The sequence below is a fragment of the Lacrimispora xylanisolvens genome (assembly GCF_002934545.1).
GTDB classification, from domain to species: domain Bacteria; phylum Bacillota; class Clostridia; order Lachnospirales; family Lachnospiraceae; genus Lacrimispora; species Lacrimispora xylanisolvens.
On the sequence record NZ_PTJA01000010.1, the window covers coordinates 25943 to 41993 of the forward strand.

Consider the following 16051-nt stretch of genomic DNA (forward strand, 5'->3'; position numbering starts at 1 on the left):
CTCCTCATAAAGATTCCTCTAACCTAACAGTTCCTTCAGAATTCGGTTGACCGCTCCCGGATCAGCCTTTCCTTTCATGGAACGCATGGTCTGACCAACCAGAAAGCCCATTGCTTTCTCTTTTCCGTTCCGGTAATCCAGGGCAGACTGGGGATTTGCAGCAAGAATCGCCTCAATGGCAGACTTAAGGGCACCTTCATCGCTAACGACTTTCAGTCCCTTTTCCTCTACATAATGCTCCGGATCGATATCATTTAAAAAAATCTGCTCAAACACTTCCTTGGCAACCGTGCGGTTAATGGTTCCATTATCCACTAAAACAATCAGTTTTGCAAGATTTTCCGCAGAAAATGTCATATTTTCCATTTCCATCTCATGCTCTTTTAACAGTCTCATGCCCTCTACCATCAGCCAGTTTGCTGCTTCTTTCGGCTTCTGACAGATGGCTGTAACCTGTTCAAATATATCAGCCATGTGCTTGGATCCGGTAATAATATCCGCGTCGTATTCAGAAAGACTATATTCCTCCTGGTATCTTGCCATCTTCTCGGTGCGCAGTTCCGGCTGTTTTTCTTTAATGCTCTGAATCCACTCATCGCTTATGGAAATGGGCGGCAGATCAGGATCCGGGAAATAACGGTAATCTTTCGCATCCTCTTTGGAACGCATGGCATGAGAGGACTCCTTGTTGTCATCCCAGCGCCTGGTTTCCTGAACCACTGCTTTCCCGTCCTCAATCAGCTCGATCTGACGCTTTCTCTCCCCTTCAATGGCACGGGCAATGGCTTTAAAGGAGTTTAAGTTTTTCATCTCTGTTCTTGTTCCGAACTGGGAAGCGCCTGCTTCTCTTACCGATAAGTTTACATCAGCTCTCATGGAACCTTCCTGCAGTTTGCAGTCAGAGGCACCTAAGTACTGAATGATTAATCGCAGTTTCTCCAGGTAAGCAATTACCTCATCTGCACTTCTCATATCCGGCTCGGAAACAATCTCAATTAAAGGAACCCCGCTTCGGTTAAAATCAACTAAGGAACAGTCTTCCCATTCATCGTGAATCAGTTTTCCCGCATCCTCTTCCATGTGGATCTCATGAATTCCTATCTTTTTCTTTCCTGCAGCTGTATCAATCTCCACGTATCCGTCGTGGCAGATGGGAAGATAGAGCTGGGAGATCTGATAGTTCTGGGGATTGTCAGGATAAAAATAATTTTTACGGTCAAATTTACAATTCTGGTTGATCTGACAATTTGCTGCAAGGCCTACTGCAAGGGCGTATTCCACTACCTGTTTGTTAAGAACGGGAAGAGATCCCGGCATTCCGGTACAGACCGGACAGGTATGGGTGTTGGGCGCTCCGCCGAATTCTGTGGAACAGGAGCAGAAGATTTTTGTTTTTGTTGCAAGCTCAACATGAACTTCCAGACCAATCACTGTCTCGTACTGTTTGCTCATTTACTTCTCCTCCTTTTCTCTCATTGCCTTAGCCGCCAGAGAAGGCATCTCATAGGTTCTGCTTTGCTCCACTGCAAAACCGGCCCTTAAAATATTCTTTTCCTGGAAACAGTCTGCAATCAGCTGTACACCGATGGGAAGTCCCTTCTCATCGGTTCCAAACGGAACGGACAGACCGGGAAGTCCGGCTAAGTTTACTGAGATTGTATAGATATCTCCCAGGTACATCTTTAACGGATCACTTAAGCTTTCACCCAGTCTTGGGGCTGTGGTCGGTGCCGCAGGTCCTAAAATTACATCATATTTGGAAAATGCCTCATCAAAAGCTTTCTTAATCAGCGCTTTTGTCTTTAATGCCTTCAAATAATATGCATCATAATATCCGGAACTGAGTACAAAAGAACCCAGCATAATACGGCGTTTTACTTCCGGTCCGAAGCCCTCAGAACGGCTCTTTTTATACATGCCGTGAAGTCCTGTATATTCCTTCGCCCGGTATCCGTATTTTACACCGTCAAAACGGGACAGATTGGAGCTGGCCTCCGCGGATGCTATTACATAATATGCGGGGATAGCGTACTCCACCATGCCCAGATCAAAGGTCTCCACAACGGCACCCTTTTCTTCCAGTACCTTAGCCGCCTTTAAAACGGCTTCTTTTACTTCCGGATCCAGGCCTTCTCCCATATAATCTGCAGGAATTCCCACCTTTAAGCCTTTTACCTCTCCGGTTAAATACCTGGTAAATTCATAATCCTCCCGCTGTACGGAAGTACTGTCCATACCATCATGGGAAGCCAGAACTTCAAGAATGGCTGCACAGTCAGTCACATCCTTTGCTACCGGTCCAATCTGATCTAAGGAGGAACCGTAAGCGATAAGGCCATAGCGGGAAATCGTTCCGTAAGTTGGCTTTAAACCTGTAACTCCGCAAAAGGAGGCCGGCTGTCTGATGGAACCGCCCGTATCAGAACCCAGAGCGAAAAAGCACTCTGCTGCTGCCACTGCCGCACAGGAACCACCGGAAGAACCACCGGGAACATGCTCCGGATTCCAGGGGTTTCTGGTAACGCCAAATGCAGAGGTTTCCGTTGTACTTCCCATTGCAAACTCATCCATGTTGGTTTTCCCGATGATTACAGCTCCCGCCTGTTTTAAATTCTCCACTGCCTTGGCATTGTAGGTAGGAACAAAATCGGATAAGATCTTAGAGCTGCAGGTGGTTTTCAGTCCTTCCATGCAGATATTATCCTTAACTGCCGCAGGAACACCGGCAAGAGGACCAGTCAGTTCTCCTGATTCAATACGCTTTTGGATCTCCTCTGCCTGCTTTAACGCGCCTTCTTCATCAATGGTTACGTAGCTGTTAAGCTCCGGTTCCATGGCCTTAATCTGGCCTAAAACGGCTTTTACAGCCTCAGGGGAGGTAACCTCTCCCTCTTTTATCTTTTTCCCCAGCTGTACCGCTGTGAGGGACAATATTTCACTTGCTGTCATTTTAATTCCCCCTATTCCACTGTCTTCGGCACTTTGAACGCTCCATCTTTGCTTTCCGGTGCATTCTTTAAGATCTGGTCTCTGTCGTCTCCGTTTATCACCACGTCTTCCCGGAAAACATTGTAAACCGGAAATACATGTGACATGGGTTCCACCCCATCTGTATCAAGTTCATTTAATTTATCTATATAATCAAGCATACGGCCCATATCCTTTTTAGCCGCTTCCTTTTCTGCATCATCAAGCTCCAGCTTGGCGAGAATGCCTACATACTCGATTGTTTCATCATCAATGATGTGCGCCATTTCTTTTCGTCTCCTTTCCGTCTGATTACGGCTCCAGCCTGGTAACATCTCTTGGGAACAGTGTGGTCTCTCTGACGTTTGACTCGTCAAGAAGACGCATGGTCAGACGTTCCAGACCAATTCCCAGTCCGCCGTGAGGAGGCATACCATATTTAAATATCATTAAATAGGAAGAGATGTCCTCGGGATTCATTCCTCTGGTCTCCATCTTTTTTATGATGGTGTCATAATCATGGATTCTCTGGCCTCCGGTTGTGATCTCAAGTCCCTTAAAGAGTAAGTCAAAGCTTAAGGTGAATTTAGAGTCTGCCGGATCATCCATGGCATAGAACGGACGCTTTTTGGAAGGATAATGAGTGACAAATACGAAATCACTGCCATACTCCTCTTTAAAGTAACGGCCGATTAAAACTTCCTCCTCCGGTTCTAAATCATAGGGGTTTCTGATCTTTCTGTTATATTTTTCAGATACCAGCTCTTTGGCTTTATCGAAACGGACCTGGGGAATGTTGGTTACATCAGGAAGGTCGATCTTTAACATGGCAAGTTCCTGTGCATATTCCTCACAAAGAAGTTCGAAGACATACTGAAGCATGGCTGTTTCCATTTCCATGATCTCCTCAAAGCTGTCAATGTATCCCATTTCAAAATCCATGCTGGTATATTCATTTAAATGTCTGGTTGTATTGTGTTTCTCCGCGCGGAAAACGGGTGCTACTTCAAATACCCGGTCATATACGCCAACCATGGTCTGTTTGTAGAACTGCGGGCTCTGACCCAGTTCTGCTTTTTTATTAAAATAATCCAGTTTAAATACGTTTGATCCGCCTTCTGCGCCCCGGGCTACAATCTTTGGTGTACGGATTTCGGTAAAATTCTGAGAATGAAGGAAATCCCGGAAGCCTCTTACAATCCCTTCCTGTATACGGAATTTTGCACGCTCCATGGGGTTACGCAAGGTAATGGGACGAAGACCCAGCTTTGTTTCCAAAGAGGTTTTTAACTTCCATTTACTGATGGCGATTGGAAGCACTTCTGCCGGCTGTGACAACACGGTTATTTCCTGAAGCCTGATTTCAAATCCATGAGGTGCCCGCTCCTCGCCGCTTACCACACCGGTAACACGGATTGCAGACTCTTCTTTTAACTGGTTTAAATCAAAGGCTGTTTTTCCGTCTTCAAACACGCACTGTACCAGTCCTTCGGCTTTTCTCAAAATAATAAAAGCCACATCACCCATGTCACGAATGGTATGGACACTTCCATCCATCCGGACCGTCTTTCCTGCATAATCACCAGATATAATTTCCTGGATTCCCACTGTTTCTTTCTGTTTTACACCACTGATAAATTCCATGATTGATTTCTCCTTACCTGAATGTAATTGCTTTGATTCCGGAGAAATATTTTATGACAATAAAATATCCCGTCCCGGAATACAGTTACATATTCCGGGACGGGACTACTATGCAATAGACTCCCGCGGTACCACCCGCATTGAGATAAAGATATCTCCACTCAAACATTTAACGCATGTATACGGACAAACCTACTCATGTCACCGGTACAAATCAGTACCAGCCGCTTCGATCTATCGGCTCCGGAGTGTTCCCATAGCCAAGTCTCTCGTGAAAGCGCTCTCAGTCGGTGACGCAATCTTCCTGTCCGGATCCATAGGCCAGAGTCTCCTTCTCTGCCTTTTTAGTATTTATTTCATTCTGTAGCTTCATCATGCCCTGTTTTCAATTTTTTTAAACAGTTCAACACTTCACTACAATGAATTTCACTTATAATATCACAATCTTTTTCCTGATGCAATGTTTTTTTATAATTTATTTCCCGGCCATGGCTGTGATTTTTTTTCTCTTTAACCTGAAAAATGTTAAAACAGCTCCCATCATACAGATGGCAGATGCAGTGATATATACGATATGCATGCCATATAAAAAGGCATCATTTCTCCCCGGAATATAGTCCGTTACCCGGTATCCCAGCCTGCTGCTCATCATGCCATACAAAAGTGTGGTGGCAAGAGCAATTCCGCATACCATACCCATATTTCTAACAAGAGCATTGATGCTTCCTGCCACTCCAAGCTTATCACGGGATACGGTGGACATGATAAGGGAATTATTGGGAGACTGAAACAGGCCCATTCCAACAGACATAATTCCAATCATGCTGACCATGGTAATAACGGCTGAATTCTCATTTAAAAAAGACATGGAAAACAACCCGATGCTGGTGAAAACAAGTCCGATAAAGGTAAGTATTTCAGAGCCTATTTTATCGGAAAGGTGACCGCTTACAGGGGCTGCAACCATTAAAATCAACGGATAAGCCATCATGATAAGACCTGCCTTCTGAGGTGAAAATTCCATAACGTCCTGTAAATAAAAAGGAAGTATGATATTGTTGCAGAACATGGCAACAAAACTGATAAAACCACAGAATATGCTTAAGGAAAACAGACCATTTTTAAAAATATCCAGCTGGATCATGGGATCTTTCCTTTTTTTCTCTACAGCCAGAAATACTGCAAAACAGACTGCTGCAAGGAAGAATCCTGTTAAAATAAGGGGATGTCCGAAACCAAGATTCAGTCCCTCGCTCAGTGCGCCAAATAAAGAAACAATTGTCACAATAAACAGAAGAGCACCATATAAATCCATCCTGCCTTTGGCCTTTGTTTTTGTTTTTGGAAGCAGACAGAAGGCTCCTATTACTGCAAGGATACCGATGGGAACATTAATGGTAAAGATATATTCCCAGCTTAATACTCCTACAATCATTCCACCCAGTCCGGGTCCTACCAGAGACCCCAGGGCAACTGCCGTACCAAGAAGTCCCAGTGCCTTTCCCCTTTCCTCAACAGGAAAGACTTCTGTAACGATTCCCTGGTTATTTGCCATGGTTCCCGCCGCACCGATTGCCTGAATGGCTCTGGCTATAATTAAAAACCAGTAGGAATGGGACAATCCGCACAGAAGAGATCCAATGGTGAAAACAATAACGCCAAGGGTAAACATGGTTGTCTTGCCAAACATATCTCCCAGTTTTCCAAAAATCAGAACGGTACCCGATATTACGATCAGATAGCTTGTGGCAACGAACTGGATGCTGGCAGTGGTAACGCCCAGAGAATCTGCCATACGTGGCAGTGCCACATTTACAATACTGCTGTCTAAGGTTGACATGAACGTCGATAATACAACAATAATCAGTACCGACCATTTATTTCTTTTTTTTACTTCTTCCATTTTAGTCCCTTTCTTATGTGTTTAATTCAAGCGCTTTATTTAGAATTTTAACCAGAGAAAACAACGTAATTTCCTTCTCCTCTGCCGTCAGATCCCCGGTAATCAGTTCTATTAATTTATTTATCTCCTCTCTGATCTGGGGAAGAATGAGCCTTGCTTTATCTGTCAGATATAATTTATATGCCCTGCTGTCCAATTGATCTTCTATTTTCACTACATAGCCAACCTCTGTCAGCCTGCTGATGGTTCTGGCAGACATTGCTTTATCGTGGCCAATCAGTTCACTGATCCGGCTTTGACATAATCCTTCATTTTTCTCCATTACAAATAAATAGCGAAACGATCCGCTGCTTAAATCATATTGTTTTAGTACTTTGTCTAAATAGCTCTGCGTATTTCTATATATTTTACTGTTGAGCATCATTAGATTCATAGGTTCATTCCCCATTTTATTACCACCTTTTTTATTCAGTTTCTTACTGTATCAGGATTTAGTTGATTAGTCAACTATTATTCAAAAAAAAAGACCGGTATCCCTGATACAAGTCTTTTTTCCGGATTTTTTTATGTATGACAAGAATAATATTATACCTGGTTCATTAATCCTCTTCGCTCTACTTCTTCTTTGAATAACTGATACTTTGCTTCATTTAATTTTAAAAATGAGCGGTAATATATCCCATATGCCAGAAACGCAAGAATCTTATTTTTACGGTTTCTGTCTGTGGTTTTATAAAAATATATCAGCTTCTTGTCTTTCATTTTTCCTTTTGCGAGTTTCTTTTTAATATTGTTTTGCTGCACTTTAGCCATAAATTTCATATAAAGCCCGTTGATGAAAAACAATACTCCAAGAAAAACAATAAAAATTATAACAGCTATTAAATCATCCATACTATTTACCTCCCTGGTTTCAAAATCAGAAAGAATATACCATAAATTTCCACTTTTGTAAAGAGATGATCTGATTTAATCTTGACATAAGTATTCCCATACGATAGAATTAGCAGAGGATGAGGGAGTAGTCAGCATCTGCCCGGGTCAGGTTAGATGCCTGCAAAGTCAACATACTGACAGTTTTTCTGTCTGGCTTTGCTAATTTGTTTTCAATACAAAAAGACGAGACTTATCTGTGTGTTCATTTCTGTACACACAGATAAGTCTTTTTTATTATATTCTCCCTCCTACACATATAATTAGATACCATATACAGGGGGAAAATCACATGTCATTATTGGAGTTATTTATCATTGCATTGGGTCTGTCCATGGATGCGTTTGCCGTATCAATCTGCAAAGGTCTTTGCATGCCTCAGATGAACTGGAAAAATGCAGTTATTGCCGGTTTATATTTTGGTGGCTTCCAGGCAGGAATGCCGGTTATCGGATATCTGCTTGGCTCCCAGTTTAAGGAAGCCATTACCTCTTATGACCACTGGATTGCCTTCGGTCTTCTGGGAATTATCGGCATCAATATGATCAAAGAATCCTTTAGCAAAGAAGAACTGGAATGTTCAGACTGCTCCCTGGATCCAAAAAATATGTTAATGCTTGCCATTGCCACCAGTATCGACGCATTGGCAGTCGGCGTGACCTTTGCCTTTTTAAAGGTACAGATCGTTCCAGCCGTTTCTTTTATCGGAGCAACCACATTTTCCCTCTCTGTTGCCGGAATAAAAGTGGGCAATGTTTTCGGTTCACGCTTTAAATCAAAAGCAGAATTTTCCGGGGGAATCATTCTTATCATGATGGGGGCCAAAATCCTGTTCCAGCATCTCTTTGAAATGTAAGCAGGGAAGGATTTTAAATCATGATCTGGCTGCCGCCAGGCACTTTCACAATGGTTTTATCCACACTGATCCAGACATCCATTGCCGATGGATTATATACGAAATCTGCATCAATGGTATATTTCAGAGCAGCAGCCGCATTCATATAATCCACAATCTGAATATTCGTTGCATACCAGGTATCATCCCGCTGCCCGGTCATACGGCAGAATTCTTCCATAAGCTCCCAGTTTTCATCTCGGGGAAATTCATAGCTGTGTCCCCAGACATACATCAAATAGAGGTATTGGGTCTTATTTAGCTCAATAAACCGTCTTCCATTTTCCAACAGATTATGGTTGTGATGGCAGGTGGCTTTCCATTTCAGAAAATTTTCAGGCATGGAAAAATCATCGGTGCTGCCTACCACTCTGCAGTATTCGATACCGAGACTGGGCAGCATGTTTACAATTTCTTCCGTATAGGAACCGTTTGGATAAGACATTCCACGAACCGGATAACCAGCTGCCCGTTCTAATCCCCGCCTGTCTTCCAATACCTGAAGTGCCGTTAAAGGCAACGGACATCTGGCTATGGTTGGGTGGAGCACGGTGTGGCAGGAAATTTCGTGACCCTTGTATACTTCGCTCCACTCTTCCGGTTTCAGCCTTTCCTCCTGATCTGCAAGTCCTGAGTTTATATGAAATGTACCCTTGATTCCATATTGGTTAAACAGCTGGGTCAGCCTTCTGTCTTCCAGTCTCCCATCATCATAGCTCATGGTAAGTGCCTTATGCTTTCCTTCCGGATAGCAGATATAGATATTTTTCATATTTTCCATCATTATAATGCTCCGTCTCCTGCAATCTTATCGTAATTCAGTACCGCACAAAAGAATGCCAGTGCCATTCCCTGTCCCCAGCCCTGAATCCATTTTTTTGATATATTCCGGTAGCCTTCCCGGTCTTTCATCACTGCCGTACCTCCGGATACATCGGTCACTCTTCCGTCTGCTGCCACATGGGAAAGAATACCTTCTATGGAGCGTTCCACATATTTGATGTGAAGAGGATTTCTCTTTAATGCCATGGCTGCAGCAATTCCCGCAGAGGCAGATACTTCCTCGTAGGATTCTTCATCATCTAAAATGGTTCTCCAAAGCCCGTTCTCCGTCTGCAGTCCCTTTAACGCAGACAGCTGTTCATTTAAACTTCCAACAATTTCCAAATACTGTGGATACAGATAACATTGAGGAAGAATCAGTCCCACCTTACTCATGGTATAGGCTGCCCAGCAGTTTGCTCTTCCCCAGTAAAAGCCAGACATATGATCCTTGGTGATATTGTTGTAACCATGGTACCAAAGCCCGCTTTCTTCGTCCTGAAGATACTGAATATGCCAGTAATATTGATTTAAGGCATCCTTGATCATGGTCTCATCGCCCGTCATGACACCAACTCTGAGGAGAAAGAAGGCAGCCATAAATAAAGTATCCGCCCAGCATTGTTCCGGAAAATCATTGTCAGCCGATACGGTATGCTGAAGGACGTAATCTCCGAAACGGAGTGCTTCTTCCGTTAAATAACGGGTCTTTAACCGGATTACATCCATATACTTTTCTTCTCCGGTGGCCTGGTAAAGGGTAATAAGGCAGTGCCCCATGGCACAGGTGTTGACTGTCAGCACCGGAAGTCCAAGTTCCATCAGTTCGTCTACCCGCTCCTTTAAAAAGTTCAGATAGGATTCATTCTTTGTTACCTCATAGGCTTCTGCCAGCCCGTAATATGCCACTCCGCAGGGCCAGTCCCAGGACATATCCATTCTCTTTGTCCGTTCCAGAATAAGGTTCATGGCATCTGTAATTCTTGTCTCATCATAATGTAACTTCCCCATCACTTATACCTCCGTTTTTCCATCTATTATAAATCTTTTTCCTTCGTTTGCCAATAATTGCCCAAAGATACCGGCACCCATTTCTGATAGATGAACCAGATCTTCCGTGTAGCATTTTACTGCTGCCTTTTCTCCTGCTTTCCACAGAAACTCCTCACATAAACCATATAAATCCACAAACAAAACTGCTCTTGTTTCTGCAAATTTTCTCATCTCTTCCCTGTAAGCCGGAAGAAGACGGGCAATCTCTTCCTTTTCCTCTTTCCTGTCCGGATCAAAGGGGCAGAGACAGACAGGGGAGATAATAACAGGGTAACCGCCTCTCTCAAGTGCCGCTTCCACATAGAGTTCCAAATATTCAGAAAGCCGCGCAAGAGGTACATACCGGTCTTCTTTTGAAGCAGCGGCATCATTGTGTCCAAATTGAATAAACAGATAGTCCCCTGGCTTCATTCGTCTTTTTATATCTTCCAGTCTTCCTTCTTCTAAAAATGTTTTTAAAGATCTTCCTGCCATTGCGCAGTTATCCACTACAAGTCTCCTGCTCTCATATCTTGTTTCCTGGGGGAATAATCCTTCTGTGCAGCGCCTGATCTGACAGGAGCTGCCATGATCCAGGCAGGAAAGCAGTTTTTCACCCAATCCGGTCTGCTTTTTCTCTTCCTCCCAATAGCTTTGTGTAATGGAGTCACCTGCCAGAAAAACAACAGGTTTTCGCTGCATAAAAGGAAGTACACGATGAAAATCCATATCAGTTCCATAATAAAATTTAGGATAGCATGGCTGGTTATAGCAGTTGTTCTGCCACGCCACTCCACAGCGGTACTGAGTGTCGTGCATAAGTGTAAACAGTTTATGTCCGGTTACTTCCGTGTTGGTATAAATCCGTATGGCAGAACTGTCCTTTGTTCTCACAAGAATCTCTTCCCTGAAATCCCCAAAGATGTCAGCCACAAGGCACGGGTTTCCCTTGGTTCCATTGTTTGTTGCCGTTTGCTCCGGACATAACATTGTGCCATGAATCCAGTCGTTTACCACACCAGTGGGATGCTGAGTCAGATAATCCGTTCCGTCTGTAATCTGGGTGGATAAATCTCCCGCCCACCGAATGGACATATTGGTTCCGAGGGTCTCATGTTTCATCAATACACCATGACAATCATAGGTTCCCTCTCCATTTACCCAGCACTGCAGTCCTCTTACTCCCTCCAGCACATCTCCAATCATACATCTGCCCAGATCTTCTTCGGCATATTTTCCAAAAATGATCTCCCCGTTTTCTCCATCCCGAAGTGCATAGCCGTATGGGGCATTCTCTGCCCCTTCAAACACTGCAAATATTTCATATCCAGGGCGGTCCGGGTCAATGTCCGCCACATGCATGGCATCTCCATGCCCCAGTTTTGCTTCTCTCCCGTCAGGCAGAAGTCCTGTCAGACTGTACAAAAGAGTCCCGTCGTGATCAATACAGGCAGCTCCGTAGATGATTTCCATGCAGCCGTCCCCATCTACATCTGCAACAGAGAGAGAATGATTTCCCTGTCCTGCCATTTTCCCATAAACGGGATCTGTTCCCCATTTCTCATGTGGATTGTCACAGAATGGATTTTTCATGGGAACAAATCCGCTGTCTGCCACCCATTCCTTTAGAAAGCGGTTCTCAAAAAATGAATAGGCAGCAACTGCTGCTCGGGTATAATATCCACGGCAGGCAATAAAATAAGGCCTTTTTCCATCCAGATAAGCCACTCCTGCCAAAAACCGGTCTACCCGGTTGCATGGTTCAATGCGAGGCATGGCATAATCGCCCCAGCGCAGACCGTCATCCACCCGTTCAAATGGAAATACGATGGTATCCAGTTCTTTTCCGTCACCGGCAAACATGGTTAAATATTCCGGTCCGTGAAAAATAAAGCCCTCCCATTCTCTCAATCTGTTTTTCGGACTCCTTGCAGGCGCATATACATCAAGAAAGTAATCGACTGCCTCTTTTTGCTGGATCTCATTTAAGGGATAACTCCAGCGGGGCGGGATATGAAAGCATTCCTCTAAAGTATCCGGCCATTGTCCCGCCTTTACCTCCGGCTGCTCCTGCCATCCGGCAAACAAACCTAAAAGGTGGGTCTCATACTCTTCCGATCCCGACACATAGGAATCACTATGACTGTACCCTCTCTTACAGTCCTCCAGTGGCATGGTAATATAGAATTCTTCCACAACCTCTCCGCCCGCTCCATATCTGGTCATACGGGTCCCCGGAGCCGTCTTTACAGCCATTTCCGCCTTCCCGTCTCCATTAAAATCGTAGCAGATAAACTGGGTATAATGGGCACCAGCCCGGATATTTGGTCCCATATCAAGCCGCCATAAAAGGGTTCCGTCTATCTGATAGCAATCCAGAATACAGTTTCCCGTGTATCCGGAAATGGAAACATCATGGGAATTAGATGGGTCCCATTTGACTATATATTCGTATTCTCCATCTCCGTTAACATCTGCCACAGACATGTCATTGGCAGAATAAGTAAACGCCTCTTTTGATGGTGTCACTCCCCCCGCTGGCTTTTTAACCGGAATATCCAGATAATCATGCTCCCATGCCCTTACTGTTTCGCTGGGTTCTGATTCCATTCCATTGATAACCGGTGCCACACAATAAACTGACGCTTCCGTTCCCTGGCGATCCAGATAGTTGGTGCTGTCTGTCACAACTAAAAGACTCACTCCATCCCGGAAAATTCTAAAATCCACACCTGCAAGACCATCTCCTCTGTCTGACACTCCAGTCACTTCATTCAGAAAAAGACGCCAGCTTAAGAAGACTCCATTTTTCACCTTAACTGCAATCAGGCCTCTGGAAAGTTTCTCCAGCTGTTCCTCCTGATGAAAATGAATGGGAGAAACAAAGGACTCTTTTTCTAACACATATCCATCCTCTGATATGTGGCAGATAAGAATATAGTGAGGAGTGAAAGTAGCCTTTTTCAAAGTAAACAACGTTTCATCCGTCTTATGAATCTCCGTCATCAGACGATAGCAGGTTTCACTTGTTTCCCGGTCCGACCAGTAGATACGTGTGGTTTTAGCCTGATTGACCGGATCCCAGGTAATGGTAAACTCCTGTGAATTAATAGATAACAGCCGTATCATAATAATTCCTCCCTCTGTCTAGGCTTTCCGAAAGCTTTCAGAAGGCATTCCAGAAATCAGGGTATTGGCTTCTTCTAAACTTTCCGGCAACTGGGCTCTGATAAATTCCAGAGTACAAATCACATTTAAGCACCACTGGGCTGCAAAGTTCGTAGAAATCCAGGGAATCTCCCGAAGCTCTTCCTGGTTTGCACAGTTTTTTAACACAGTAGTCTGGAAACCGCTGTGATTCTCTTCACAGAGAAGAGCGTGAAGAAGATGACTCCAGGTAGTTTTTGCAAGCATTTCGTCGTTATAATACCAGGCTCCATAGGCTCCCATGGCTGCTGCCATAAACGGAAGGGAGAACTCCCGGTCACCAATAATCCCCCCGGATTCCTCCAGCTGCTTTTCTCTTGGAAGATAATAAAATCTGCCGTACTCTGCCAGCATTTCTTTCCAGATGGGGTCGGAAAGAAGATCCGCCATCTCCTGCCAGATCTGAGGCGCTCCCATACAGATCTGCAGGTGTGTCCCGCCCGCTGCCCGTTCTCCAATATACCGTAAGTGAACGGTCTCAGGGTCAAATTCAAAGTCCGGTCCTGATACCAGTCTTAATGGAGCCTTTTTTAGATCCTCAATTCCCGTACGGATCTTATCCAGGTAATGGTTATCCTCAAACCGCTCCCACCGGGTCAGCCAGTTTGCACAAAGAGAAGACCAGTCAGGTCCGCTTCTGGCATGGCTTTTATACACCATTTCAGTGGAATCATAAAAATCTGCCAGTGGATCTTTTGTAAGAAACGTTTTTTCATTATCCTTTAGTTCCTCAAAGATATCTTCCAGCCGGTGATCTCCCGTCATATAGTAATAGTACCGGTGATGAGCTGCCATGGCAATCCGTGCTTCCTTGCATGGGCAGCCCCAGTGACGTACATTATGCCGGGAGCCCAGCCCCTTATATTTTCCCATATGATATACATCAACCTCGGATGCATGTCTGGTCAGTTTCTCCGCCAGGGAAAATGTTTCTGCTCTTCCAGATCGCAAAAAAGAAAGCCAGAGCCAGAGTGTGGGAACCAGTTCCGTATTATCCCAGGCGTAACCGCCCATATCATACCTCCACTGGTGGCGCTCCTTGTCGTAGGTATGCATAAAATCCCCATAATTAAAAAGCCCGTACCAGCCTCTTTGATCCACTTCCTTTTCATAGAAAACTGCGGCCCTCTCCAGCTGATCTTCCAGCCAGATTTCCATCTCGCTTTCCCTTTTTGGCAAGGACCAGTATCCAAATGCACGGTGCTCATGATAAAATTCCGGAGTTCCAACGTACTGGGGGGGATGATTTACCTGGTTTGAAAATTCCAGAAGTTCTTCCTCACTGGGAATGACTTCATCAAAGAACGCTACAGAATATTCGCTGGTGGACGCAATTCCAAAGGGGTCCGCCCCCTTATAATCATATCCTTCATAATATACCTGATTATATCCCCGGCTGGCATAATGTCTGAAATCCATTGCCTCTGCTGATGGGCTGTAAAGCCAGACTGTGGCTTTGGCCTCTTCACCTGTCAGACTGCGAAACGTATATCCGGAAGGATAGGTCTGCCAGAAATCACGGATAGCAAATCCCACACTTCCGTTTTCTCCGCCCAAACCAGCAGCCCCTCCCGCTCTTCTTCCATGGAGGCAGTCTAAGTAACACACACCTTCCTCTTTCATTTTCTTCTTCAGCCGGAAATGACTGGGACTGTCCTGACAGAAATCATATTCATCCCAAAACGGCATATCTTCCATGACTTTTTCCACAATTTCTCTGTCATTTTCCTGAAGAATCAACTGTTTTCCAGCCATCTGGCTGGAATAAACTGCTTCCGGCACCCTCGGCCTCCAGGTTAAAAGCTCTGCCAGTGCCTCATGAACCGTCCCAAAATCCCCTTCAAACCTTACATGCCGGTTATACATACTTCCTTTTACCGGAATAGTAAATTCCAGGCCGATTCCTTTTAAAAAGTCTCTGTTTTCGTCCCCGTCATAAAGAAACGTATGGGTGAAATGAAGGCGTTCACTGCCCATACCTACATGAAGCCGGATAATAAAGGGCAGCTTTCTGTCCCCGTCTTTCGATATATGGACTCCTGTGTATTTAATCACTGCCTGAAGGGGTCCTTCCTCCTCCAGAGTGACTTCCTCCACAAAACCCTGGTACTGTTTTTGCATCTGCCCCGTCATTTCATCTTTCGTAAACGGTTCTTCCAGCAAAAGTACCGGGGTTGCTGATGATACCCGGGGTTCTCCATGGACTGTCAGGTCCTCAAATAAAAAAGAGCCTTTATAAGGAACACAAAAAGACAAAGCCTCCGTTTTTATTAACATCCCCTCTGTCCCCTTGCTAATGATCAGGCTGCGGGATATCTTCTGTGTATTCCCATCAGCAGTCAGAACCTGGATTTCATCGGTAAGCTGGTCTGCACATGCAGAATGCGCCGTCCACTTGACTGAGCCGTCAGGCCAGTATGCCGTAATTCTGGACTGCATGGCAGCCTGGGTACCATCCTGATTTTTCAACACATAGGACTGATTTTTTCCGCATTCTCCCTGATTCCACATGCAGCCCCAGGTGGTGTACCCCCGTTTCTGTCTGTCTTTTAAATTATGCAGTTTCATATAATCCTCCGTCTGCGCACAAATGCGCTTTTTCATCAAAAGAGGCGGTACGGCTCCTGCAAGGAATCCGCACCGCCCAG

The 16051-nt window shown here is 44.7% G+C and carries 12 protein-coding genes; 1 reads left to right on the forward strand and 11 read right to left on the reverse strand.

Translation table 11 applies throughout. From position 1 onward, the window contains the following. Positions 1–18 precede the first annotated feature (18 nt). From gatB to BXY41_RS17635, 7 genes are all read right to left on the reverse strand, one after another. On the reverse strand, positions 19–1452 hold the full coding sequence (gene gatB, locus BXY41_RS17605) for an Asp-tRNA(Asn)/Glu-tRNA(Gln) amidotransferase subunit GatB (protein WP_104438184.1): 1434 nt from the start codon (positions 1450–1452) through the stop codon (positions 19–21). Next, positions 1453–2949, reverse strand: a complete 1497-nt coding sequence (gene gatA / locus BXY41_RS17610) for an Asp-tRNA(Asn)/Glu-tRNA(Gln) amidotransferase subunit GatA (RefSeq protein ID WP_104438185.1) — start codon at positions 2947–2949, stop codon at positions 1453–1455. It abuts the gene before it with no gap. A gap of 11 nt (positions 2950–2960) precedes the next feature. Then, positions 2961–3254 carry an Asp-tRNA(Asn)/Glu-tRNA(Gln) amidotransferase subunit GatC gene (gene gatC, locus BXY41_RS17615; protein WP_104438186.1) on the reverse strand — a complete coding sequence of 98 codons (294 nt, stop codon included), beginning with the start codon at positions 3252–3254 and terminating at the stop codon, positions 2961–2963. A gap of 25 nt (positions 3255–3279) precedes the next feature. Continuing rightward, the gene (gene aspS / locus BXY41_RS17620) at positions 3280–4611 is read right to left on the reverse strand and encodes an aspartate--tRNA(Asn) ligase (RefSeq protein ID WP_104438187.1); all 1332 of its coding nucleotides are present in this window, start codon (positions 4609–4611) and stop codon (positions 3280–3282) included. 475 nt (positions 4612–5086) lie between these two features. Then, positions 5087–6514 (reverse strand): MFS transporter, encoded by a 1428-nt coding sequence (locus BXY41_RS17625; RefSeq protein ID WP_104438188.1) that lies wholly within the window; start codon positions 6512–6514, stop codon positions 5087–5089. A 13-nt stretch (positions 6515–6527) separates the two neighbouring features. Further along, entirely contained in the window at positions 6528–6962 is a 435-nt protein-coding gene (locus BXY41_RS17630) for a MarR family winged helix-turn-helix transcriptional regulator (RefSeq protein ID WP_104438189.1), read from the reverse strand. A 137-nt stretch (positions 6963–7099) separates the two neighbouring features. Beyond that, positions 7100–7408 (reverse strand): hypothetical protein, encoded by a 309-nt coding sequence (locus BXY41_RS17635; protein ID WP_104438190.1) that lies wholly within the window; start codon positions 7406–7408, stop codon positions 7100–7102. Between the two features lie 331 nt (positions 7409–7739). On the opposite strand from BXY41_RS17635, the gene BXY41_RS17640 reads away from it, so the two are divergent. After that, positions 7740–8303, forward strand: coding sequence for a manganese efflux pump MntP (locus BXY41_RS17640; protein WP_104438191.1), 564 nt, complete (start codon positions 7740–7742; stop codon positions 8301–8303). 13 nt (positions 8304–8316) lie between these two features. Here BXY41_RS17640 and BXY41_RS17645 read toward each other — a convergent pair whose 3' ends face one another. From BXY41_RS17645 to BXY41_RS17660, 4 genes are read right to left on the reverse strand one after another with little or no spacing between them, the layout of a single operon-like run. Beyond that, on the reverse strand, positions 8317–9126 hold the full coding sequence (locus BXY41_RS17645; protein WP_432765522.1) for a polysaccharide deacetylase family protein: 810 nt from the start codon (positions 9124–9126) through the stop codon (positions 8317–8319). Beyond that, positions 9126–10175, reverse strand: a complete 1050-nt coding sequence (locus BXY41_RS17650; protein ID WP_104438192.1) for a glycoside hydrolase family 88/105 protein — start codon at positions 10173–10175, stop codon at positions 9126–9128. The genes BXY41_RS17645 and BXY41_RS17650 overlap by 1 nt, the downstream gene beginning before the upstream one ends. A gap of 3 nt (positions 10176–10178) precedes the next feature. Next, entirely contained in the window at positions 10179–13325 is a 3147-nt protein-coding gene (locus BXY41_RS17655; protein ID WP_104438193.1) for a rhamnogalacturonan lyase family protein, read from the reverse strand. An 18-nt stretch (positions 13326–13343) separates the two neighbouring features. After that, positions 13344–15971: an exo-rhamnogalacturonan lyase family protein gene (locus tag BXY41_RS17660; protein ID WP_104438194.1), complete on the reverse strand. Its 2628-nt coding sequence runs from the start codon at positions 15969–15971 to the stop codon at positions 13344–13346. Between the last annotated feature and the right edge of the window lie 80 nt (positions 15972–16051).